Raw genomic sequence first — 22,995 nt, 5'->3', positions numbered from 1 at the left:
ATCCTCACTACCTGCTAGCGGCGGCGATCACTGATTAGTGATGCGCCCACTCAACTGAATCTAAATCAATACCTTCTTGATGCATTTCCCATAAAGGAGACATCTCACGTAAACGGCCAATCGAGTTTTTGATTAGTTCGACGGTATAATCAATCTCTTCTTCAGTCGTAAAGCGGCCAATGCTGAAACGAATTGAGCTGTGTGCTAATTCGTCGTTACGGCCTAACGCACGTAGTACATAAGAAGGCTCTAAGCTTGCTGAGGTACAGGCTGAACCTGATGAAACAGCAATGTCTTTAACAGCCATTAATAACGACTCACCTTCAACAAAGTTGAAGCTGATGTTTACAATACCCGGAACTGACTGACTTGGTTCACCATTAAAGTAAACTTCGTCCATATCAGCCATAATGCCATCAACCAAACGCTTACGAAGTGCGCTGATATGTGCATGGTCTTTTTCGAAATCTTCTTTTGCGATTCTAAATGCCGCACCCATACCCACTAATTGGTGAGTAGCCAGTGTGCCTGAACGCATACCACGCTCATGACCACCACCGTGCATTTGTGCTTCTAAACGAGCACGTGGCTTACGACGAACATACAATGCGCCAACACCTTTCGGGCCATATACTTTGTGGCCAGAGAACGACATAAAATCAACTTTTAACTGTTGCACGTCGATAAGTACTTTACCTGCACTTTGTGCCGCATCAACGTGGAACATAATTTTGCGCTCACGGCACATTTCGCCGATTGTCGCGATATCTTGGATAACACCTAGCTCGTTGTTAACGTGCATGACACTAACAAGTACCGTGTCATCACGCATAGCGGCTTCAAGCTTTTTAAGGTCAAGTAAACCGTTTTCTTCAACGTCCATATAGGATACTTCGAAACCTTGACGCTCTAATTCACGACATGTATCAAGCACTGCTTTGTGCTCTGTTTTAACCGTGATGACGTGCTTGCCTTTCTTTTTATAGAACTGTGCAGCACCTTTAATGGCGAGGTTATTTGATTCTGTAGCACCTGAAGTGAAAACAATTTCACGTGGATCAGCGTTAATCAGATCAGCAATGTCTGTACGCGCTTGATCAACCGCTTCTTCTGCTTGCCAACCAAAACGGTGTGAGCGTGATGCAGGATTACCAAAATTACCGTCCATAGTCAGGCATTGCATCATTTCTTTTGCCACACGTTCATCAACAGGCGTGGTTGCTGCGTAATCTAAATAAATCGGTAACTTCATTTCTCTCTCCGCTTTCGTCAAGCTACAGTTGACAGCTTACTTGAATGTTTTCCAGTTGCTTAATTGCAGTGTTGATGCTGTTATCTTGGCGCGATGCGACTTCTTTCACATCTGATTTTTCTACCAATTCAGCAAGGGTAATACTATTTAAAAAATCTTCGATACGCGCGCTTAAATCTGACCACAATGTATGAGTCAAACAGCGCATGCCACTTTGGCAGCCACCCGTTGCACCATGGCAGCGAGTTGCATCAACAGACTCATCAACGGCATTGATAACATCGCCAACAGAAATTTCATTCGCGCCACGTCCTAATAAATATCCACCACCTGGGCCACGCACAGAAGTCACAAGGCCATTTTTACGTAAACGGGCGAATAATTGTTCGAGGTAAGACAACGAAATTTCTTGTCGTTCAGAAATATCGGCAAGGGGCACTGCACCCACATTTGTATGGAGTGCAACATCCAACATGGCGGTTACTGCGTATCTGCCTTTTGATGTTAACTTCATGGAGCCCCCGATGTTACTGCACGCTAAGGTGTGCAAATTTTAATTACCAGACCAAAATAGTCAAGTATTATCACGTGATAAAAATTGATACTTGCCATTGATAAAACCGAATACCCGACTAAATTGGTCAAGTACTATGTCTATTGTAATTACCTGAGTAATTTAGTCAAGTATTATGCTTATAACCTGTGATTATTTTATAGACTTATTAATTGAAGTCAGAATGCCGCGTAAGATATTCATTTCGGCTTCTTCTGGGCGCGCACGATTAAACAAACGACGTAATTTAGTCATCACCATACCTGGGTGCTGTTTGATGATAAACCCGGTGTCGTTTAATGTTTGCTCTAAATGCTCATAGAACAACTCAGTTTGTTTTGCGTTAGGGTAAGTAACGTCGTCTTGTTCTTGCTGTTTTGGCTGGGTGTTTAAATACGCCATACGTGTTTCATAGCACAGGGTTTGTACTGCCATAGCAAGGTTTAATGAGCTGTATTCTGGGTTCGCAGGAATGCACACATGATAGTTACACTGTTGTAACTCTTCATTGGTTAAACCGCTATTTTCACGACCAAACACGAGTGCAACTGGGCCATTCGCCGCTTCTGACACTAATTTTTCACCACATTCACGTGGCTCAACCATCGGCCAAGACAAGGTGCGCGAACGAGCACTGGTGCCAATCGTTAAACTACAATCAGCAATCGCATCAGCAAGGGTATCAACAACCACGGCTTTGCCTAAAACATCGGTTGCACCTGCAGCAAGCGCACTGGCATGACTATCAATTTCACATGCAGGGTCAACAAGATAAAGGTTTGATAAGCCCATCGTTTTCATAGCACGTGCTGCTGAGCCAATATTACCAGAATGAGATGTGTTAACTAATACGATACGAATATCATCAAGTGTCATTGCGTTGTTACTTACTGAATGTCAAAAATTGCGCGAATTCTACCATGAAAGCTATTCTGGAGGCTATACAGATCACGCGATCAATCAGTATTGATCACAGATCATGGGCGGTGCTAGGGATTTTTCTTTTACTAGTACATCCTTATTTTTAGTATCAGATTTATGTATGAAACGCCCTGTATAATTTTTAGCTTTTAAAAATAGTCAGATAGAAATTTAATTTAAAATCAGTTCAGTACAAAAAACAACCAAAAGTATTTCCGCTTTGTTGTTTACTTTGCAGTAAAAACCGCTAGAATACGCCGGCTTAAATATATTCGTTCTTTTACAACCCAAAGGTAATGCTATGCATCCAATGTTAAACATTGCGGTTCGCGCTGCGCGTAACGCAGGCAAAATTTTACTTCGCGCAAGTGAAGACTTATCAAAAGTTGATGTACAACAAAAAGGCACTAACGATTTAGTGACTAACATCGATAAAGAAGCTGAAGCCGCAATCCGTGACACTATTTTAAAATCTTACCCTGATCACTGTATCGTTGGTGAAGAACTAGGTGAGCACAAAGGCAAAGATGCAGATTACCAATGGATTGTTGACCCACTTGATGGCACAACAAACTTCATCAAGGGTATCCCTCATTACGCAGTATCAATCGCACTTAAAGTAAAAGGTCGTTTAGACCAAGCTGTTATCTATGATCCAATTCGTGGTGAATTATTCACAGCGTCTCGAGGTCAAGGCGCACAGCTTAACAGCAAGCGTTTACGTGTATCAAAAACTAACGAGTTAGCAGGTTCTATTCTTGCTACAGGCTTTCCGTTTAAACAAAAGCATCACTTAGACGCATACTCTGAGGCATTCAAAGCTTTATTTATTCACACGGCTGATATTCGTCGTGCAGGTTCTGCTGCTCTTGATATGGCGTATGTTGCAGCTGGCCGTGTTGATGGCTTTTTCGAAATTGGCCTTAAGCCTTGGGATACAGCCGCTGGTGAGCTTTTAGTTAAAGAAGCGGGCGGTATGGTTGTTGATTTCGCAGGCGGTATTAACTACAACCAAAGCGGCAACATTATCTGTGGCGCGCCAAAATTAACACAAGCAATCATTCGTGAAATTCGTCCAGTATTAACTGAGTCACTACTTCGCTAATGACCCATTAGTTCTAACGCGTGATTAGCATGACAAAAAGGAGCTACGGCTCCTTTTTTTGTGGCTGAAAATAGTCATTCTCCAACTTTATTTCTATGGCACTCTTTTCTGTAAACGGCAGACCGGCTAAGTCTTCAGCAAAGTAACTGTTGAACATCTGATCAAACTCACCTGAGCTTTTCATCGCGTTTAAGCCTGTTAATAATACCTCGGCTAGCTCTGGCTTGTTATTGCTAACAAAAAAATAAAAAGCGCTCGGGTAGCTAATATAGACATTGGGCACAATCGCCAGTTGCTCACTATTTATTTGCTTAAGCTCTGAAGTCACCTCGATAAATGAACGCGGGAAGTAATCAACCCGGCCACTTATAACTAAGTTAAACATTGCTTGATAATTCGCCAGTGGCCGAACCGCTAAGCCATTTTGCGCCAATATTTTTGTATCAGGCCAGTCATGACCTTGTATAGCGGTAAACGCCATTAAGTCTTGTTTAGTTTTTATCTCTTTAAACCGCGGTAAAAATTCACGTTTTGTAAGCAGTGCGCGTTTACCGATAAACCCTTTAAATAAAGGGACTGGAACAGCAATCGCTAGATGCTCTCGCTCTGGGCTGGTCATACTCCAGTAGACATCGGCTTGGTTTTCGTCGAGCATGAGTAATGTGCGCTGTTGATGAGGGTGCACCAGTACTTCGTTTATAACGGTGGGATACTTTGCGGCACGAAACGCTGCAGCTAACAGCGCGTGTAAATAATGATCGCGCTGATACAAGGGACGTTGCTCTATGGCTAAGTTCACCACATTTTTGGCATCAATAGGCAGGCTGCATCCTAGGCTTAGCACAACAAGGATTGCACTACATAGTCGCTTCATTATTATTATTCTTAACGTGTTTTTTTTAACCTACACTGGCTTAGAGTGAGACACAAGTGAAATTGGCCGAACTCAAATTTTCTTCATAACCCGATTTGCAGGGTGTCATCGCTCGCGGCACTTAGCCTCACCACTGCCGGGGCCGGACAACGACGCTTACAAACAAATAAGTGACTCGTTTTAAAGCGTTTGGCCTCTTTTTTCGCATCAGTTGCGAGTGCTGCAACTTGATGGCTATTAATGCATTGCTCAAGGTCAGGTTTAACGAGACCAATCGACAGCGTTAGCAAAGGTACAAACTGTTTTTTACCTTCGCGGTTACTCGCCCAATACCCCCCTTGCGAGATGTGTTCAGGGGTAAAAAAGGCGCGTGATTTTTCTTCAAATTCTGAAATGATCGCATGGCACCTATGCTCTGCATCGTCTTTATCGAATACCACCATAAAATCATCGCCACCAATGTGACCAACAAAGCCTTTGCTTTTGCTACAAACATCAACGATCACTTCGGCTAATAATTTGATCACACTGTCGCCACTGGCGTATCCATATAAATCATTAAATTGCTTAAAGTGATTTAAATCGACATACGCTAACGAAAACGCATAACTATTGCGCAGCCTTAATTCGATGGCTTCATTTATTGCCACATTACCGGGTAGCATGGTCAATGGATTTGCGTGTTGAGCGTGGCGTATTTTTTCTTCGGTGATGTGTTTGAGAATATTACGTAAAGGTGCCAATCCTAAGTAGTCGCCGTTGCGTGTTATGACGATATGGCGGCGAATATCGAATTCAAATTCGGTGATTTGTTGACTAACCGTATCAAGCAATTCGTTTTCATCGACCACTAGCGGTTGCTTATCCATTAGTGCGGTAACAGGCTGCTTATCATAAAGCGCGTGACCATAAGGAGCTGCAAACACCTCGGTAAGTTGATCTCTGTGTAATAAGCCTACGGGACTATTTTGTTCAAGGACAGCAAGACTGGTGAGTGTTTTATCTTGCTCAAAAATACTGTGCGCATCTTTACAACGGGTATTCGTCTCAATACTGGCATGCTCAACAGCAAGCCAACCGATAGCCATTGATTGTTCAAAGCTGCTGCTGTTGTCTGATGATTCAAGGTGTTTTAAGCAATGCAGATTAATTTGGTAGCTGGGCTGTAAACTCGGTCTTTCTAATAAAAAGCCCTGTGCATGCTGAACTCCTAAACTTTCGAGTAAACGTAACTCTTCTACGCGCTCGATACCTTCGGCAATCACTTGGGTATTCGTGGCTTTAGCCAATACAATGATTGATTTTAGAAACTCTTTTTTCACCACACTTTGGTCACAGTGATCAATAAAGTATCGGTCAATCTTTACAAACTCAGGGCATAACTCAGACCACTGCTTTAACCCCGAATAACCTGCCCCTAAATCATCAATGGCAATTGAAAAGCCTAATTGACGATAATGCGCGATGGTCTTTAACAGTAAACATCCGTCGTCTACTTTTTCTTGTTCAGTTACTTCAATGACAACGCGATTAGCCGCCAGCCCAAAATGTTCAACTAGGTGTAATGTTTCGCCTTTAGGATGACATGGGTCGAGCAGTGTTTTGGGGCTGACATTTAAGAACAACTTACCTTGCAGGTTGAGCTTAACAAAGTTTTCAATGGCTTTACTGCGACACAAAAGCTCAAGTTCTGAAATTTTATTGCAGGCAATTGCAGCAGAAAATAAAGCGCTGGGCATCTCAAGTTCAGAGCTTTTTGGCCCCCGACTTAAAGCCTCGTAACCCAAAATATGTTGATTAGAAACATCAAAGATGGGCTGAAACAGCGTTTTAATGTCACTGTTTTCTAATATTCGCTGTAGTTGTGCACTCACCTTTCACCTAGTTTCTGTCATACAAATAGATGACTAAATTAGCAATCTAGTATGACAATTTTATGGCAAGCGCTGCGCTTCATTCACCTCTTGTTCATTTATTCCCACTAATTCCAATTGCTTAATGCGCGCTAAGCTATCGATCATTTTTAGTTCAGCCTGTTCAATATCAACATGATTCATTTGTTGTTGTGTCGTCATCGCCAAAACGGCTAACGGATTAAGTAACAGCTGTTGTATGTGATAACAGTTAGGCCCTGTAAAATCGGGTAACTCAGGTTGTAAATTAAGGGGCTCATTGTCACTAGAGATTGCCGTAAGCGGTGTGCTTTCAACATATTCAGTAATAGCGTCTAATGTCTGCTTACACTCTGGAAACACCTGATTAAACGCTAAAAATAATCCCTGTGATGAATGAACCAACGACAACAGCATGGATTTAACTTGCTGCGTATCTGACTGCCCTTGCAGTGCTGTCACAACCTGCCACGCCAAACTTTGGTACTCACCTAATTGTTGTTCTGGCGTTATTGTGGGTGGCTTTGGTGCTGACTCAGCTTGCTTGGCAACCTGTTGCTCTTTGCAACCGAGCAGTAAAAAAATAATAAATACATTACTTATTAGATACTTCATAATTTCTTCCATAAAAAAACCGCCCAAACAGGGCGGTTCTTTTTTAAGCATGGCTTATTAAGGCATAGGATCGAGATCCGCACCTTCTTTTTCGATTACTTCTGGAATTAAGTCTTCTTTACTTACACCCATTGCAATCGCCACTGCTGATGCAACATACACAGATGAGTAAGTACCGATAAACACACCAAATAGTAATGCTGTCGCAAAGCCGTGAATAGTTTGACCACCCCATACAAACAACGCAATCAATACTAAAATTGTGGTGATTGATGTTACAAGGGTACGATTCAATGTTTGCGTAAGTGAAATATCAATGATTTCTATGGTGTCATCGATACGCACTTTACGGAAGTTTTCACGAATACGGTCAGATACAACGATGGTATCGTTGAGTGAGTAACCTATCACCGCCAAAATCGCTGCTAAAATCGTTAAGTCAAACTCAAGATCCAGTATTGAGAATAAACCTAATGTGATAATAACATCGTGTAATAGTGCTGATACCGCGCCAACCGCAAAACGCCATTCAAAGCGAAATGCCACGTAGATCAAGATACAAATAAGTGCAGTTAACATGGCCAAGCCACCCTGCTCTTTTAAATCTTCACCTACACTTGGGCCCACAAACTCAATACGGCGCATTTCAACACTTGAATCAGTTTGTTTTAAGGCATCAATGATTTGGTTACCAATGACTTCTGCTTTCACGCCATCACCTTGCGGTGCAAGGCGCACAAGAATTTCTTTACTTGAGCCAAATAGCTGAACAGAGAAATCTTCAAAGCCACTTGCCGTAATTGCTTCACGTACTTTTTTCAGATCTGCAGGTTGTGCAAAGCCAACTTCAACCGCTGTACCACCGGTGAAGTCTAAACCGAAGTTTAAGCCTTTTGTAAAAAACGATACGAAAGAAGCCAAAATCAACAATGTTGATAATGTCATGGCAAACTTGCGGAACTTCATAAACGGGAGTGTTTTACCACCGAGTTTTAAGATTTGCATGCTGACTCCTAAATCGACAACTTATCAATACGCTTACCGCCAATAAACAAGTTGATTACCGCACGGGTACCAACAATGGCTGTAAACATAGAGGTGATAATACCAATCGCAAGTGTCACGGCGAAACCAGCAATTGGACCCGTGCCCACTGCAAACAGAATCACTGCTGCGATTAACGTGGTGATATTTGCATCAAAAATTGTGCTAAATGCGCTGTCGTAACCGAAATGAACGGCTTGTTGCGGACTACGGCCGTCGGCAAGCTCTTCGCGGATACGCTCAAATATAAGCACGTTTGCATCAACGGCCATACCCACGGTCAGTACGATACCTGCAATACCCGGTAAGGTTAATGCCGCACCTGGAATTAATGACATAACACCCACGATTAATACTAAGTTCGCACCAAGGGCAATATTTGCCACCATGCCAAACCCTTTGTAATAAACCAGCATAAATACAAGCACAAATGCAAAGCCTAGTACCACTGCCGTCATACCTGCTTCGATATTTTCTTGACCTAAGCTTGGGCCTACCGTGCGCTCTTCTACAATTTGAATAGGAGCAACAAGTGCACCTGCACGTAGTAATAAGCTCAGATTATGGGCTTCAGCAGGGTTATCAATACCCGTGATTCGGAACGAACGGTCAAGACGTGCTTGAATTGTCGCCACGTTAATCACTTCTTCTACCTTAATTGGAGGAAGTGCTTTACCGTTTTCATCTGTTTTACCCGATGGCTTGTACTCAATGAATACAGTTGCCATACGCTTACCAATCGCGCGCTTAGTGAACGCATTCATTTTTGCGCCACCTTTGCTATCAAGGCTAATGCTTACTTGCGGACGTTGATACTCATCCATTCCTGATTGCGCACCAGTGATGTGGCTACCTTCAAGAATAATGCGTTTTTTTAGTACCACAGGGTAACCGTCACGCGCCATGATCACTTCGGTGCCTGGTGGTACACGCCCTTGTAAGGCTGCACTTGGGTCAGCATCTTCGTCTACTTCACGGAACTCAAGCGTTGCCGTAGCCCCTAAAATTTCTTTGGCACGGGCGGTGTCTTGTACACCAGGAAGCTGTACGATGATACGCTCAGCACCTTGACGCTGAACGTTTGGCTCAGCAACACCGATTTGGTTGATACGGTTACGGATAATCGTTTCGTTTTGCTTGATAGCGTAATCACGAATTTCTTTAAGCTTTTGTTCGCTCATACTGGCGTAAAAAGCGTTATCACTGCTGCTATCATCAATGTACACATTGAGCGGGTAACGGGTTGATAAAAAGCGCTCTGCTGCGTCTTTATCTTCTTCGTTACGCATTTCAACACGTAAACGCTCGCTGCCAGCTACACGACGAATCGTGCGGTAACGCAGCTTTTCTTCACGTAAATCACTTTTAAAATCTTGTTCCATTTGCTCAAGCTGTGTATCAACCGCCGTCGCCATGTCGATTTCCATAGTAAAGTGAACACCACCACTTAAATCCAGACCCAGCTTCATCGGGTTACCACCCAATGCTTTTAACCACTCAGGTTGTGCTGGAGCCATGTTGATGGCAGAGATGTAATCTTCACTAAGGGAATCACGCAGTAGGTCTTGCGCTTTAAGTTGATCTTCAACATTCTTAAAACGTACAAGGATTTGTCCGTCTTCAAGTTTGCTTGATTTAACAGTAACGTTATGTTCTTTGAGGGTCGCATTTACTTTATCGAGTACGCTTAGGTCAGCATCAGTACCTTTAGTGCCCGATACTTGTATGGCCGGGTCACGACCATACAAGTTAGGAGAGGCATATAAAATACCAACGACTAACACAACAAGAACAAGTAAATACTTCCATAATGGAAACTTGTTTAACACGTGTGAGTCCTTATTTTTATTGTTATAGCGACTTCATAGTGCCTTTTGGCAATACTGCAGAAACAGCTGATTTTTGTACTGTTACTTCTGCTTGGTCGTTTAATGAGATAACGATGAAGTCTTTGTCATCAGCGATTTTAGCAATTTTACCAACTAAACCACCTTGCGTAAGCACTTCGTCACCTTTTGCCATCGCGCTCATAAGGGCTTTATGCTCTTTTACACGCTTAGCTTGCGGACGGTAAATTAAGAAATAAAATACCAGACCAAAAATACCCAACATGATTAGCATTTCCATGCCACCACCTGCTGGTGCTGCACCTGCCGCACTTGCGTGCGCGTTTGAGATGAATAAACTCATTACACTTCCTCTTTAATTTTTCTAAAAATTTAATCTGATGTATCTGCAAGCTCTGGCACTTCTTGGCCGCGGCGTGCATAAAAATCTGCAACAAATTCGTCTAGTTTGCCATGACTAATGGCATTACGTAAGCCTTCCATTACACGTTGATAATAACGTAAGTTATGAATCGTGTTTAGACGTGCGCCTAAGATTTCATTACATTTATCAAGATGATGCAAGTACGCACGTGAATAGTTTTTACATGTATGGCAATCACACTCTGGATCAAGTGGACCGGTGTCTGTTTTATGTACTGCGTTACGGATTTTAACAATGCCACCTGTCACGAATAAGTGACCATTACGTGCATTACGGGTTGGCATTACACAGTCGAACATATCGATACCACGACGCACCGCTTCAACCAAGTCTTCTGGTTTACCAACGCCCATTAAGTAACGTGGTTTGTCGGCTGGCATTTTATACGCACAATGATCAAGAATATTGATCATTTCGTTTTTAGGTTCACCCACTGATAAACCGCCCAGTGCATAACCATCAAAACCAATGTCTTCTAGGCCTTTTTGTGATTGTGCACGAAGCTCAGGGTACATACCCCCTTGGATAATACCAAACAGTGCTGCTGGATTATCACCATGGCCTTCTTTTGAACGTTTAGCCCAACGCAGCGAGAGCTCCATTGAGTCTTTGGCTTCTTTTTCAGTGGCAGGATATGGCGTACATTCGTCGAAAATCATCACAATATCAGAGCCTAAGTCGCGCTGAACTTGCATGGCTTTTTCTGGTGAAAGCATGATTTTTTCACCATTCACAGGCGAGCTAAACATGACGCCCTCTTCGGTGATTTTACGCATCGCACCTAAGCTGAATACTTGGAAACCGCCTGAATCAGTTAAGATAGGACGATCCCAATTCATGAAGTCGTGTAAATCACCGTGTTGCTTAATGATTTCTGTGCCAGGACGCAGCATAAGGTGAAAAGTATTACCAAGGCAGATTTGTGCCCCCGTATCTTTTACTTCATCGGGAGTCATCCCTTTTACCGTGCCGTAAGTACCTACTGGCATAAATGCAGGCGTTTCTACAACACCACGCTCAAAAATCAAGCGGCCGCGGCGCGCTTTACCGTCAGTGCGGTCTAATTCAAATTTCATATTATCCTCTAGTGTCGGAAAAACAGTCCAACAAGCTATAATTTAACCGCTCGATTCTAACCTGTTTGCGCATTTATTACTATTAATTGGGCTAAATTCAAAAATAAAAAGCCCGCTAGCTAAACTCTCCCCACCATGCAGAATTCAGCGTTGCACAGAGGCTTCATATCAACGCATAGCTTAGTAAGAATGGCTGAAAATAAAAAACCCAGTGAAATGCTGGGTTTTTTACGGGGTGATATAAAAGATGACTAACGCTTATTTACGCGTTAAGAACATGGCATCACCATAACTGAAAAAGCGATACTGTTGCTCAATCGCTGTTTGATAAGCACCCATAATGTTTTCTTGGCCTGCGAACGCGCTCACCAACATAATCAACGTTGATTCAGGTAAGTGGAAGTTAGTGACCATGGCATCCACCACATTGAACTGATAACCCGGGTAAATAAAGATGTCAGTATCACCAAAGTAAGTATCAAGCTTGCCACCATGTACTTTTGCAGCCGACTCTAAAGAACGTACTGAAGTGGTGCCCACCGCAACAACACGCCCGCCTTTTGCTTTGGTTTCGGCTACGGCTTTTACAACCTCATCGGGAACTTCGATATATTCTGAGTGCATAACATGTTCATCAACTGAATCAACACGCACAGGTTGGAATGTACCCGCACCCACGTGCAAAGTAACAAACGCCATGTTAATGCCTTTGTCTTTTAAAGCCGCCATTAATTTATCGTCAAAGTGAAGCCCTGCTGTTGGTGCTGCAACAGCACCGGGTTTCTCACCATACACCGTTTGATAACGCTCACGATCAGCCTCATTATCTGGGCGGTCTATGTATGGCGGTAATGGCATGTGGCCAATATCGTTTAAGATATCTAATACATTTTCGTCTTTAGCAAACTCAAGTTCAAATAGCTCACCGTGACGCGCTACCATGGTTGCTTCGGCTTTGCCTTCAAGGATAATTTTAGAGCCCGGTTTTGGTGATTTACTCGCACGTACGTGAGCCAGTACACGGTGCTCGTCCAATACGCGCTCAACGAGTACTTCAAGCTTACCGCCAGACTCTTTTTGGCCAAACATGCGTGCTGGTATCACTTTCGTGTTGTTAAACACTAATAAGTCATTTTCATTTACCAGAGATAAAATATCACTAAACACTTTGTGTTCAACCTGCCCTGTTGGGCCGTCGAGCGTTAATAAACGACTGCTTGTTCGATCTGCTTTTGGAAAACGAGCAATTAATTCATCAGGAAGGTCAAAGCTAAAATCAGCCACGCGCATAGAGCATATCTCTCATTAATAAAAACGCGCCAAGTTTACTCTGATACGCTTGCCACCTCAAGCAAAGCACCTCGGTTCAAGAACAAACAACCTAACCGTGTAAGCTGGTACAGGCTAATAACCGTTTTTAGGTAAAGTTTGCTTGTAGAATAATAGAAATGTCATTATTCTAACCCATTCACTAAGCATGGGTTCAGTTAAGAGGTAGTAGCGCCATGGCAAAGCAGTTGCAACTGCTAATTTTAAACGCTAGCGTTGCTGAGCGTGAAACAATTAAGTTAACACTCAACAAACTTAATGTTTTTACGTTTATTGAAGCCAACGACTCGCAAGAGGCGTTAAAAATACTTAAAAGCCAGCCGGTGGATATTATTATTACGGGCCTTGAAGTCGGCAAAATTGACGGCTGGCGCTTCTCGCGCATGATTCGCTCGGGGTTATTAAAAACCCCAAAAAATACACCTATACTGCTAACTCCCCCTATTTATTGTGAGCGTATCGCTGAAACAACAGCCCGCAGTTATGGTATTGATGCTGTATTGCCTTTTGAACGCCAAGATATGCTGCCGCAAGTCCTTGCTAATGTCCTGTCGACACACCTAGAAAAAAGCAGCCGCCTTAATTTACTCCTACTTGAAACGAATAACAGCAAAGCAAATAACATCAACGAACAACTCAAACTCAGTTTTGCTGTTACACACACGACATCGACAAAAGCAGCACTGGCGACGTACCTACAACAAAAGTTTGCAATTGTATTGATTGATGCAACGCAATCGCAATCAGATCCCGCAGGCGCGCTGATTAGCGAAATATTGCAGCATAATCCTAAACAAGCCATTGTTACCATCATTGATAACAACGATGCTGATTATGCCGAGCAACTGCTGCTCTCTGGTGTCACCGATTTTATACGCGCCCCTTATGATCAGTCTTTACTGAGCAAAGTATGTGACCATGCCGCACGCCGTGAAGATTTTATGGTGAGTTATGCAGAGTTTGCACAAAAAGTTGAGCAACTAAGCCAAAGCCAAAGCCGCTATAAAGAACTGTTTTCGGCTCACCAACGTATTTTATTGCATTTAAACACCGTGGTATTGGAGTTTGATCAGCAAGGAAATATTCGCTTTATTAACCCTGCATGGGAAAACCTCACGGGATACGGCATTAAATCAAGTTTATCTAAGTCGTTAACTGATTTTTGTTTGCCTGAGTGTCAGCCCAAGTTACAAGATACGATTCAAAGTATTTTGCACGGGGGGGAGCTACAACAGCAAGTTGAGATACAACTGAGTCATAAAAACGGCAATGCCATTTGGGTTGAATGCCGAATGCAGTTAATAAAAAACAGCCGTAACTCTGCAACGATTACAGCCACTATCGATAACATTCACGAACGCAAGCAAGCTGAGTTACAGCTTCGTCATTTAGCATTGCATGACACGCTAACTGAATTACATAACCGCTATTATTTTGATCAACAATTGCAACGTATTTGCCAAGCCAAATACACCAATGGCGATATAGAACATGCGCTTATTTATATCGATTTAGATCATTTTAAAATCATCAATGACAGTAAAGGTCATCAACAAGGTGATATTGTGCTTAAAGAAGTCGCTCAACTCTTTACTGCCAATATTAGCGACGAGCACTTAATTTGCCGTATTGGCGGTGATGAATTTGCGGTTATTCTGAAAAACACCAATTTGCTTGATGCCCATTTAGTCGCAGAAAGTATTTGTATGGCCATTGAAAAACATCAATTTCATTCAGAAGGCCAAGAATATTCAATTAGCTGCTCAATTGGCCTAACACAAATTACCGCACAAAATAATGATCCCAACGAATGCCTTAAGCAAGCTGATATTGCGCTGTATGTTGCAAAAAGCTTAGGCCGTAATCTGGTTCATTGTTATTCAAAAGAAGACACTCACCACAATAGCCTACAAGCAGGGTTAGAGTGGGGCCACAGCATTCGCCAAGCGCTGCAACACGATGCAATTGAATTACATTACCAACCAATTTGGGACTTTAAACGTGGCCATGTGGCTTACTTTGAAACCTTACTGCGTTTAAAGCTTGATAATGAGCTTATTTACCCGAATCAATTTATTCCCGCATTAGAATTACTAAACGACACATACCTGATGGACCAATGTGTTATTCGTAATGCGATTAAAAGTGTTGCTGATTTTCCTGAGCTCAACCAAGTGGCTATTAATTTATCGGCACAGTCATTTTTAGATGAACGATTATTACCGCATATAGAATCAAGCCTACAAGAGTATAACGTTGAACCCACGCGTATTATTTTTGAAATAACCGAGTCAGCCAGTATCAATAATTTAGCGGCCACCCGCGCAATGATAGAGCGCCTCAATGGCTTAGGCTGCCATTTCTCGATTGACGACTTTGGCACTGGCTTTAGTACATTTAACTACCTTAAACAGCTGCCAGCACAACATGTAAAAATTGATGGCTCGTTTGTTCGCGATATGTTGAACGACCCTATCGACCTTGCGCTCGTGAAGGCGATAAACGATATTAGCCGCTCTTTAGATAAGCGTTCTGTTGCTGAATACGTTGAAAATAAAGAAATATTTTTAGCACTAAAAGAGATAGGCGTCGATTACGGGCAAGGTTACTTTATTGCACGCCCCATGCCCGTTGAAAAAATTAGCAGTGAGCTTGAAAGAATCTCTAACAATAAACTTTTTAGCTAACAACTGACTAGCTAATCCGCCCCGAATATTGATACATTTTTAAACAATTTTATTAACTTTTTATCTACCATCCTGAGAATACTCATCTATAATTAATTCACGCCAAGAGATAATGTCGCGTATTTATAGTGATAATCTAAAAAAAACATGACATTACCTTTTATATTACACATGCTGAAAATAAATTAACATCTATAAGTTCTTGTATTAGCGGTATTTAGGAGAAAAGTGATGACACAACTAATCGTATTGTTACTGATCGTTAATCTAGGGATAGCATATCAATGTTACCGTAATGCGACCTACAAAGGGTACCCGGTAAAAGTATTTACAGGGTTGGGCTTAGTGCCTTATTTTAATCTGGTTGTTTGGGTTTACTTATTGTTTTTACCCAGCTTAAAGCCTTTTTCAATGGATGAAAAGCAGCCCTTATAGGCTGCTTTTTTGGTTGGAAAATCAATTAATTAAAATACATAGCTTGATGCACGTTCGAGTAGTTGCGACGATTTAATATTCCCCACTACACACTGTTTAATATCTGCTTTTTTAAACACTTTAATGTGATCCTTTTTGCTCTGATCGAGTCCGCGAATAACAACACTGACGTGCTCATCGTCGGGTAAGCTTCGTAAACCACTGCCATAATCACACAACGATAATGCAATACTGTTATTTACACTGTTTGTTAGGGCCATCATTTGCTGCTGCTGCTCTTTTGCGCGCGCTTGCTTTTTCTCTGCAAGTTGTTTGCGTAACCTTTGCTGCTTCAATGACAGCGTTTGTTGCTCTTTTTCAAGCTCTTTAATAGAGGCTTGTAACTCTTTTTTACGTTGCTCAAGTGCTTGATTTTCAGCTTCCTTATCATGACGACGCTCAAATTCAATATCACGTTTTTCGCGTTCAAGATCACGAATTTCACGGCTAATATCACGCTCTTGCTCAGCCACTTCACGGACTTGCTCTGCACTTTCACGCATCATTTCCATCGCGTGCTGATACGCTTCTTGCGTTTTAACGACCACAGCGTCGCTTATCACCTGCACATGGTCACCAAGAATCTCAATGTCGCTTATTTCATCAAAATTAATATCTGGCATAGGTGGCAAAGGAGCATCAGGCACCGATGCAAAAATAGTTGACCATCGCGACCCCCGCACGTCAAAACTAAACACCACACCTTGGTGCTGTAAATAACTTGCTGACACGTTGCTCACTTTGTTATCCGTATCTTGCTTTAAAGCAGCCGTAAGAATTTTTTCCATAATTCCCACTTCACGTTGAATTTTATCTAACTCATCACTACTTTGTGCAAACACTGGGTTCACTGTTGCTACACCACATAGCAATAACACCGCACTGGCTATCATGTTCTTTGGCATTTTAATACTCCACGTTGTTGGCAACGGTTGGCATGGGTCGGCCATCCACTTGCTCTGCTAAATCATTCAATTGCATACGCAAGTATGCTTGGTCTTGGGCGCGTTGCGTTTTGATATAAGCAAGCACACTGGCAATATCTTCTTGTCGCTCTACACGACCCGTTTTAATCGCTTCTTTCGCTAGCTGATACATATGCTGTTGCTGTATGTCATTTTGTGCTGTTAGCATGTTCTGCAATTGATCTATTTGTTTTTGTTGTGACTCTAATAAACGAGTTTGCTTAGCCACTTGCTCAAGCAACTGTGAGTCTGTTTGTTCTGGGCTGGTTATTAATAACCAGGCACACAATGCGATAGACGCAGCCATCGCCCATAAACCAGAACCAAAATACACAGCCTGCTTTTGCGTTTGTGGCATACAAGAACCACGATCCCAGTCAGGTACTGGTAACGGTTGATAGTTAAGACTATGCTGCTGCCACTTTGTCGCATTTTCCATCATCAAGGCATAGTCAGGATTACTTTCGAGCAATCTAATTTGCTCTTCCGTTAAGCTTTCACCTTCTAGCCATGCTGTAAATAACGACTCTAAATTAGCCATCTACTGCCTCCAAATGCACTTTTAACTTACCTAACGCACTGTATAATCTTGATTTAGCAGTATTAGTTGAAATACCTAACTGCTCAGCAATTTCCTCAAATGTGCAATGCTGAAAAAACTTTAACTCTACAACCAAGCGCTGCTCCCACGGCAAATTGTTCATCATACTTTTAAGCTCATTATGCTGTTGAGATTGCTGTTGATTCGCTTCTATTTCACTACGCTCACAGGCTTCTTCGGGTAAACCGTCTAGGCTTTGATGGTGCTTACGGCGACGATAATACTCAACACTTCGTCTATGCACGATTTGGTAAAGCCAAGTATTAAAGCTGCAATCTCCTCGAAAGCTAGGCAAACTCTTATACACAGAAATAAACACTTCTTGCATTAAGTCCATTGCATCATCAGGGTGACTCAACATTCGCAAACAATAGTTATAGACCTGCGTTTCATATTGCTTCACTAATTTCAACCATGCCCGTTTATTGCCTTGTTGCGCCTTGGCAATTAATGTGTCGAGTGATTGAAAAAACACGGTAGCCTCGTCATGTTATTTATCTATCGTAAAAAGGGGTAATGTATAAAGTTAGTCGAGGGAAGGAAAAAAATAGTTTGCTTTAATAATAAAAAACCCCAAATTTTTATTTGGGGCTGCAATTTATTCTGCTGATTGGGTATGTAAGCTGCATTGCTTGGCAAGAAACAGCTCTAACTGTTGACTAAACAGCCTAAAATCGCGGATTCGCCCGGTGGTTTTACGCCACACAATACCAATATCTCGGTATGCGTCGCTTTGTGATGGTGTTGCCACCATGTCTTTTTTCTCTAGAATGCCCGCGTTAATCGCCATTTGCGGTAAAAAAGTAACGCCCAGTTGATGCTCAACCATGCTCAGTAACGTATGTAAGCTGGCCGCTTCAAACGGGTTAATGCAACTTGAGCGATTTAAATGACAAGCACTTAAGGCATGGCCTGTCATACAGTGCTCTCGCTCTAGCAAAAACACACTGGCATCGGGCAACAAGTTAAAGTCTTCGACACCTTTCGCTGGCATATAATCTTTATGGTGAACTAAGCTAAAGTGGTCTTTAGCGAGCACTTGGGTGTGAAACTTTTCGGTATCGAACGGCAACGCAAGCAGCGCGATATCAATTTGCCCGTGTTCAAGCTTATCCAGTAACTTTTCACTGGTATCTTCAACAAGTACTAACTCAAGCTCGGTAAATGCTTGCTTGCAAAAGTGATACAACGGCGCCGCGATAAAGCTGGCGATGGTAGGAATTACGCCTAAGGTTAACTTACCACTTAACGGGGTTAAAAAGCTTTTGGTGAGTTCTTTCAAACTTAGCGTATCGTCAATGATTTTACGTGCTTTCTCTACGACCTCTTCCCCAATGGCAGTAAACATTAAGCTGCGATTTTCACGCTCGATAAGCTGACAACCTAAGGTTTCTTCTAAGTTTTGAATCGCACTGCTTAACGTGGACTGACCAATAAAGCAGGCACTTGCGGCACGACCAAAGTGTTGGTGCTGATGAACGGCGAGTAAATATTGTAGTTGTTTAATACTGGGTAAGTTATTCATACTCTTTTTTACTACCTGCAAATAAAAAGACCCCAATACCTAGGGCATTGAGATCTTTTCAAGCTAAAAGTCTGTTAGTACTTTTTAAACGCCGAAGGCTGTTCTCAGTACGTAGAAAATAACAATAGCAAGGGCTGCGCCAACTGGCAATGTAATTACCCAAGAAACTACAATGTTTCTTACAACACCCATGTTAAGCGCTGCGATACCACGTGCCATACCAACACCTAATACAGCACCTACAAGCGTTTGTGTTGTAGAGATTGGTAAACCCGTACCTGATGCAATAACAACCGTTGATGCAGCAGCAAGCTCAGCAGCGAAACCACGGCTAGGCGTTAAGTGAGTAATACCTTCACCGATTGTTTTGATTACTTTCTTACCTAAAATAGCAAGGCCAGCAACAATACCCAAACCACCCAGTGGTAAAATCCACCATGCGATAGCGGCTTTCTTAGCAATTTCACCGTTGTGCTCAACAATGTTTACAACAGCAGCTAGTGGACCAATCGCGTTTGCAACATCGTTCGAACCATGGGCGAATGCCATACAACAAGCTGTTAATACCATTAATACCGCGAACACTTTTTCAACGTTATTAAATTGCATTTTCTTGTCAGCTTTAGGATCAATTTTTAAGCGTGAAATAGCAAACTTACCAATAATACCAACCACGACAGCGATCGCGATAGAAAGTGCGTAACCCTCAACAGCGCCTAGGTTAATACCAATGTGCTTCAAGCCTTTCTTAATCGTAACTAAAGACATAATGAAGCCCGCTAGACCCATATACACAGGGACAAAGCGCTTAGCGTTTTTAAGTGGAGCATCGGTATCAAAAATAAGCTTTTGTGCACTCATAAAGATAAGGTAAGCAATAAAGCCCGAAATTGCAGGTGTTACAATCCAACTCCCCACAATGCCCAGTACTTTATTCCATTGGATTGCTTCGCTGCCAACAGCCACTAAAGCAAAACCAATAATCGCACCGATAATTGAGTGAGTAGTCGATACAGGCCAGCCAAGGAAAGAGGCGATTAATAGCCAGCTACCTGCAGCAAATAACGCGGCAATCATGCCTAAGATCATAAGCTCAGGTATATCAATAAATGGCGTGGCGTCGATAATTCCTTTACGAATAGTTGATGTAACCTCACCACCGGCAAGGTAAGCACCTGCGAATTCAAACACCATCGCAATAATAATTGCTTGTTTGATAGTAAGTGCTTTTGAACCTACTGATGTACCCATCGCATTGGCAACGTCATTTGCACCAATACCATAAGCCATGAAGAAACCGACTGCTGCGGCAATTAAAACTAAAAAAGTGCCGTAATTTGCAATGATATCCATTGTGTGAAACCTTTAATTTTTCGTATTTGAACTGATTTTAAATTAACGAGCTAACATCAGCTCAAGACGAGAACCTACGCGCTCTGCAATATCAGCTAGATCGCCGACCCACTCAATGATCTTGTACAAGAACATCACATCAATTGGGTTTAGTTCATTTTCAACGGCGCGCAATTGACGGCGTATTTTGATTTGCATGTCATCCGTGTCTTGTTCGATTGCATCCAATTCAACGAGCATTTTTTCTACTAAAGTCACTTCGCGACCTTTGAAGCCCGTTTCAAGTAGCTCATCTAACTCGTTAATTGCTTTTGATGCTTGTTTTGTCGCATCAACACAACGTGTTACATAAGCAAGAAAATCTTCTTGAATTTCTACCGGAATCGTCATTTCTCGACCAATTACACGACCTGCAATGTCTTTTGCTTTATTCGCAATTTTGTCTTGTTGGGTAACAAGCTCTAACAAATCGGTACGCTCAACTGGCATAAATAAGCCGCGCGGTAGTTGAAGGCGAATGTTACGTTTCATGTCATCCGCTTCACGTTCTAAATTACGAATGTTTAGACGGATTTCCTCCGCTTCTTTCCATTCTTCTTTAAAAACGTGATTAAAGAAAGGGATCAAGGCTTTGCTTGCTTGATGTACTTTCTTAATGTGATCTTCCATAGGCTTAATAGGAGATTTAGCAAAAACCCCTAAAAATGCATTTGTAGGCATAACTGACCCTTTATAAATTAGTATGCTTTGGCAGGTTCGAATTTTACAGCATTGTGTACGATTTTGAACGCTTTTTCTGCCTGACATCACCAATAATAGACAAAGCGGCCTAAAGCCGCTCGGTTTAAAAATGAAAAGTGCTTAAAAATTTACAGCGACTTTTCGATATCTGCTTGAGATGTATGACGAATATCTTTACCGTTCACAAAATAGATAATGTATTCTGCGATATTCTGACAACGGTCGCCAATACGCTCAAGTGAACGAACTGACCACACTAAATCCATAATTTTAGGGATTGAGCGTGGATCTTCCATCATATATGTCATAATTTGACGCGTAATTGCTTCATATTCACGGTCAACTTTTGCATCTTCTTTGTGAACTTCGAAGGCACATTGCACATCCATACGGGCAAATGCATCAAGTACATCATGAAGCATCTTCGACACTTGGCGACCCATATTTTCAATATTAACAAGAAGATCTTGTTGGTCTTTGGTAAATGAATCAAGCGCCACTTTTGCAATGCGCTCTGCTTCGTCACCAATGCGCTCTAAATCGGCGATTGTTTTCGCAATCGCAATAACTAAACGTAAATCACTGGCAGCAGGCTGACGACGTGCAATAATGCGTGTGCATTCTTCGTCAATATTGACTTCCATGGCGTTTACTTTGTAGTCGTTTTCACGGACTTTTTGCGCCAATTCTGCATCACCTTTACTAACCGCATCAAGCGCACTATTTAACTGCTGCTCAACTAAGCCACCCATGCTAAGTACATGGTTACGAACATTTTCAAGCTCTTCATTAAAGCGACCTGAAATATGCTTATTAATATTATGTTCCATTGTCTACCTCTATAAAATTCGTTTACGTTACCAAGTGTTTTATTCGACTAGCCGTAGCGGCCAGTGATGTAATCTTCTGTTTTCTTTTTACTTGGTGTCGTAAATAAGGTGTTGGTATCTGAATACTCTATCAATTCGCCCATGTACATAAACGCTGTTTGGTCTGATACACGCGCGGCTTGTTGCATGTTATGAGTAACAATAACCACGGTAAACTTATTCTTTAAGTCGTTAATGAGCTCTTCAATAACTAATGTAGAAATTGGATCGAGTGCCGATGTTGGCTCATCTAACAAGAGCACTTCTGGCTCAATCGCAATTGATCGCGCAATCACAAGACGTTGCTGCTGACCACCTGATAGGCCAAATGCACTATCGTGAAGACGATCTTTTACTTCATCCCACAATGCAGCACCACGTAAAGATTGCTCAACGACTTCGTCTAATTTACGCTTTTCTTTAATTCCTTGTAAGCGTAGGCCATAAACAACATTTTCGTAGATTGATTTTGGAAATGGATTCGGACGTTGGAATACCATACCAACATTACGACGCAGTGCGGCAACATCGACACTTTTATCGTAGATGTTATGACCATGTAGTAAAATTTCACCGGTGATACGACAGCTATCAACTAAATCATTCATCCGGTTAATACAACGAAGCAGCGTCGATTTACCACACCCCGATGGGCCGATAAACGCTGTTACCTGACCTTTGGGAATCTTCATATTCACGCCGCTAAGCGCTTGTTTATCACCGTAGTATAGATCTAAATCTTTAATCTCTAACGCAGTTTGCTCTGCGGTTAGATTCTCTAAGTCTAGTTTTGCCGCGCTTTTCGCTTGGTTTACGTGTGGTGCAACTGTAATCATCTCTGTCTACCT

22 protein-coding genes are annotated in these 22,995 nt (G+C 42.1%); 3 read left to right on the top strand and 19 right to left on the bottom strand.

Features of this window, described 5'->3' with window-relative positions; genetic code table 11:
* Positions 1–34: 34 nt before the first annotated feature.
* The 3 genes from LPA49_RS14525 to trmJ form a co-directional block, all read right to left on the bottom strand.
* Entirely contained in the window at positions 35–1,252 is a 1,218-nt protein-coding gene (locus LPA49_RS14525; RefSeq protein WP_230236894.1) for an IscS subfamily cysteine desulfurase, read from the bottom strand.
* A 22-nt stretch (positions 1,253–1,274) separates the two neighbouring features.
* Complete coding sequence (iscR, locus tag LPA49_RS14520) at positions 1,275–1,766, bottom strand: Fe-S cluster assembly transcriptional regulator IscR (RefSeq protein ID WP_036973294.1); 492 nt, start codon at positions 1,764–1,766, stop codon at positions 1,275–1,277.
* 192 nt (positions 1,767–1,958) lie between these two features.
* Positions 1,959–2,681: a tRNA (cytosine(32)/uridine(32)-2'-O)-methyltransferase TrmJ gene (gene trmJ / locus LPA49_RS14515; RefSeq protein WP_036973295.1), complete on the bottom strand. Its 723-nt coding sequence runs from the start codon at positions 2,679–2,681 to the stop codon at positions 1,959–1,961.
* Positions 2,682–3,027: 346 nt separating this feature from the next.
* Here trmJ and suhB point away from each other — a divergent pair, with 346 nt between their 5' ends.
* Positions 3,028–3,831 carry an inositol-1-monophosphatase gene (suhB, locus tag LPA49_RS14510; RefSeq protein WP_230236891.1) on the top strand — a complete coding sequence of 268 codons (804 nt, stop codon included), beginning with the start codon at positions 3,028–3,030 and terminating at the stop codon, positions 3,829–3,831.
* Positions 3,832–3,874: 43 nt separating this feature from the next.
* On the opposite strand, the gene LPA49_RS14505 is transcribed toward suhB, so the two are convergent.
* The 8 genes from LPA49_RS14505 to queA form a co-directional block, all read right to left on the bottom strand.
* Positions 3,875–4,705 (bottom strand): ABC transporter substrate-binding protein, encoded by an 831-nt coding sequence (locus LPA49_RS14505; protein ID WP_230236889.1) that lies wholly within the window; start codon positions 4,703–4,705, stop codon positions 3,875–3,877.
* 83 nt (positions 4,706–4,788) lie between these two features.
* Entirely contained in the window at positions 4,789–6,579 is a 1,791-nt protein-coding gene (locus LPA49_RS14500) for a GGDEF domain-containing protein (protein ID WP_230236886.1), read from the bottom strand.
* Between the two features lie 60 nt (positions 6,580–6,639).
* Positions 6,640–7,212: a hypothetical protein gene (locus LPA49_RS14495; RefSeq protein ID WP_141687265.1), complete on the bottom strand. Its 573-nt coding sequence runs from the start codon at positions 7,210–7,212 to the stop codon at positions 6,640–6,642.
* 57 nt (positions 7,213–7,269) lie between these two features.
* The gene (secF, locus tag LPA49_RS14490; protein WP_036973300.1) at positions 7,270–8,217 is read right to left on the bottom strand and encodes a protein translocase subunit SecF; all 948 of its coding nucleotides are present in this window, start codon (positions 8,215–8,217) and stop codon (positions 7,270–7,272) included.
* Between the two features lie 8 nt (positions 8,218–8,225).
* On the bottom strand, positions 8,226–10,085 hold the full coding sequence (gene secD / locus LPA49_RS14485) for a protein translocase subunit SecD (RefSeq protein ID WP_036973301.1): 1,860 nt from the start codon (positions 10,083–10,085) through the stop codon (positions 8,226–8,228).
* A gap of 22 nt (positions 10,086–10,107) precedes the next feature.
* A complete protein-coding gene (gene yajC, locus LPA49_RS14480) occupies positions 10,108–10,446 on the bottom strand; it encodes a preprotein translocase subunit YajC (protein ID WP_036973302.1) in 339 nt (112 codons plus the stop codon).
* Positions 10,447–10,475: 29 nt separating this feature from the next.
* Entirely contained in the window at positions 10,476–11,603 is a 1,128-nt protein-coding gene (tgt, locus tag LPA49_RS14475) for a tRNA guanosine(34) transglycosylase Tgt (protein WP_036973303.1), read from the bottom strand.
* A 258-nt stretch (positions 11,604–11,861) separates the two neighbouring features.
* Positions 11,862–12,893 carry a tRNA preQ1(34) S-adenosylmethionine ribosyltransferase-isomerase QueA gene (queA, locus tag LPA49_RS14470; protein WP_230236883.1) on the bottom strand — a complete coding sequence of 344 codons (1,032 nt, stop codon included), beginning with the start codon at positions 12,891–12,893 and terminating at the stop codon, positions 11,862–11,864.
* A gap of 215 nt (positions 12,894–13,108) precedes the next feature.
* Here queA and LPA49_RS14465 point away from each other — a divergent pair, with 215 nt between their 5' ends.
* Both LPA49_RS14465 and LPA49_RS14460 read left to right on the top strand, forming a co-directional pair.
* Positions 13,109–15,619: an EAL domain-containing protein gene (locus LPA49_RS14465; RefSeq protein WP_230236880.1), complete on the top strand. Its 2,511-nt coding sequence runs from the start codon at positions 13,109–13,111 to the stop codon at positions 15,617–15,619.
* Between the two features lie 231 nt (positions 15,620–15,850).
* Positions 15,851–16,054, top strand: a complete 204-nt coding sequence (locus LPA49_RS14460; RefSeq protein ID WP_036973306.1) for a hypothetical protein — start codon at positions 15,851–15,853, stop codon at positions 16,052–16,054.
* A gap of 29 nt (positions 16,055–16,083) precedes the next feature.
* Here LPA49_RS14460 and LPA49_RS14455 read toward each other — a convergent pair whose 3' ends face one another.
* From LPA49_RS14455 to pstB, 8 genes are all read right to left on the bottom strand, one after another.
* Positions 16,084–16,998 carry a hypothetical protein gene (locus LPA49_RS14455; protein ID WP_075594507.1) on the bottom strand — a complete coding sequence of 305 codons (915 nt, stop codon included), beginning with the start codon at positions 16,996–16,998 and terminating at the stop codon, positions 16,084–16,086.
* Between the two features lies 1 nt (position 16,999).
* Positions 17,000–17,599 (bottom strand): hypothetical protein, encoded by a 600-nt coding sequence (locus LPA49_RS14450; RefSeq protein ID WP_036973308.1) that lies wholly within the window; start codon positions 17,597–17,599, stop codon positions 17,000–17,002.
* Positions 17,592–18,134 carry an RNA polymerase sigma factor gene (locus LPA49_RS14445; protein ID WP_230236878.1) on the bottom strand — a complete coding sequence of 181 codons (543 nt, stop codon included), beginning with the start codon at positions 18,132–18,134 and terminating at the stop codon, positions 17,592–17,594. The genes LPA49_RS14450 and LPA49_RS14445 overlap by 8 nt, the downstream gene beginning before the upstream one ends.
* 123 nt (positions 18,135–18,257) lie before the next feature.
* Positions 18,258–19,184 carry a hydrogen peroxide-inducible genes activator gene (locus LPA49_RS14440; RefSeq protein WP_230236875.1) on the bottom strand — a complete coding sequence of 309 codons (927 nt, stop codon included), beginning with the start codon at positions 19,182–19,184 and terminating at the stop codon, positions 18,258–18,260.
* A gap of 84 nt (positions 19,185–19,268) precedes the next feature.
* Positions 19,269–20,537, bottom strand: a complete 1,269-nt coding sequence (locus tag LPA49_RS14435; RefSeq protein WP_036973311.1) for an inorganic phosphate transporter — start codon at positions 20,535–20,537, stop codon at positions 19,269–19,271.
* A 42-nt stretch (positions 20,538–20,579) separates the two neighbouring features.
* Positions 20,580–21,257 (bottom strand): TIGR00153 family protein, encoded by a 678-nt coding sequence (locus LPA49_RS14430; RefSeq protein WP_036973312.1) that lies wholly within the window; start codon positions 21,255–21,257, stop codon positions 20,580–20,582.
* Positions 21,258–21,406: 149 nt separating this feature from the next.
* Positions 21,407–22,108 (bottom strand): phosphate signaling complex protein PhoU, encoded by a 702-nt coding sequence (gene phoU / locus LPA49_RS14425; RefSeq protein WP_036973313.1) that lies wholly within the window; start codon positions 22,106–22,108, stop codon positions 21,407–21,409.
* Positions 22,109–22,155: 47 nt separating this feature from the next.
* Positions 22,156–22,983 carry a phosphate ABC transporter ATP-binding protein PstB gene (gene pstB / locus LPA49_RS14420; protein ID WP_036973314.1) on the bottom strand — a complete coding sequence of 276 codons (828 nt, stop codon included), beginning with the start codon at positions 22,981–22,983 and terminating at the stop codon, positions 22,156–22,158.
* Between the last annotated feature and the right edge of the window lie 12 nt (positions 22,984–22,995).

This window comes from Pseudoalteromonas sp. MB41 (genome assembly GCF_020966275.1).
Classification (GTDB): Bacteria; Pseudomonadota; Gammaproteobacteria; order Enterobacterales; family Alteromonadaceae; genus Pseudoalteromonas; species Pseudoalteromonas lipolytica.
The sequence above is the reverse complement of the archived record's forward strand: the minus strand, read 5'-3'. Positions and strand labels throughout refer to the sequence as shown.

What these genes read in the sequence shown, in the direction of transcription:
- trmJ (WP_036973295.1), bottom strand. Translation starts at nt 2,681, where the DNA reads ATGACACTTGATGATATTCGTATCGTATTAGTTAACACATCTCATTCT.
- LPA49_RS14465 (WP_230236880.1), top strand. Translation starts at nt 13,109, where the DNA reads ATGGCAAAGCAGTTGCAACTGCTAATTTTAAACGCTAGCGTTGCTGAG.
- LPA49_RS14450 (WP_036973308.1), bottom strand. Translation starts at nt 17,599, where the DNA reads ATGGCTAATTTAGAGTCGTTATTTACAGCATGGCTAGAAGGTGAAAGC.
- suhB (WP_230236891.1), top strand. Translation starts at nt 3,028, where the DNA reads ATGCATCCAATGTTAAACATTGCGGTTCGCGCTGCGCGTAACGCAGGC.
- LPA49_RS14430 (WP_036973312.1), bottom strand. Translation starts at nt 21,257, where the DNA reads ATGCCTACAAATGCATTTTTAGGGGTTTTTGCTAAATCTCCTATTAAG.
- pstB (WP_036973314.1), bottom strand. Translation starts at nt 22,983, where the DNA reads ATGATTACAGTTGCACCACACGTAAACCAAGCGAAAAGCGCGGCAAAA.
- LPA49_RS14440 (WP_230236875.1), bottom strand. Translation starts at nt 19,184, where the DNA reads ATGAATAACTTACCCAGTATTAAACAACTACAATATTTACTCGCCGTT.
- phoU (WP_036973313.1), bottom strand. Translation starts at nt 22,108, where the DNA reads ATGGAACATAATATTAATAAGCATATTTCAGGTCGCTTTAATGAAGAG.
- LPA49_RS14460 (WP_036973306.1), top strand. Translation starts at nt 15,851, where the DNA reads ATGACACAACTAATCGTATTGTTACTGATCGTTAATCTAGGGATAGCA.
- LPA49_RS14495 (WP_141687265.1), bottom strand. Translation starts at nt 7,212, where the DNA reads ATGAAGTATCTAATAAGTAATGTATTTATTATTTTTTTACTGCTCGGT.
- queA (WP_230236883.1), bottom strand. Translation starts at nt 12,893, where the DNA reads ATGCGCGTGGCTGATTTTAGCTTTGACCTTCCTGATGAATTAATTGCT.
- LPA49_RS14505 (WP_230236889.1), bottom strand. Translation starts at nt 4,705, where the DNA reads ATGAAGCGACTATGTAGTGCAATCCTTGTTGTGCTAAGCCTAGGATGC.
- tgt (WP_036973303.1), bottom strand. Translation starts at nt 11,603, where the DNA reads ATGAAATTTGAATTAGACCGCACTGACGGTAAAGCGCGCCGCGGCCGC.
- LPA49_RS14525 (WP_230236894.1), bottom strand. Translation starts at nt 1,252, where the DNA reads ATGAAGTTACCGATTTATTTAGATTACGCAGCAACCACGCCTGTTGAT.
- LPA49_RS14435 (WP_036973311.1), bottom strand. Translation starts at nt 20,537, where the DNA reads ATGGATATCATTGCAAATTACGGCACTTTTTTAGTTTTAATTGCCGCA.
- yajC (WP_036973302.1), bottom strand. Translation starts at nt 10,446, where the DNA reads ATGAGTTTATTCATCTCAAACGCGCACGCAAGTGCGGCAGGTGCAGCA.
- iscR (WP_036973294.1), bottom strand. Translation starts at nt 1,766, where the DNA reads ATGAAGTTAACATCAAAAGGCAGATACGCAGTAACCGCCATGTTGGAT.
- secF (WP_036973300.1), bottom strand. Translation starts at nt 8,217, where the DNA reads ATGCAAATCTTAAAACTCGGTGGTAAAACACTCCCGTTTATGAAGTTC.
- LPA49_RS14455 (WP_075594507.1), bottom strand. Translation starts at nt 16,998, where the DNA reads ATGCCAAAGAACATGATAGCCAGTGCGGTGTTATTGCTATGTGGTGTA.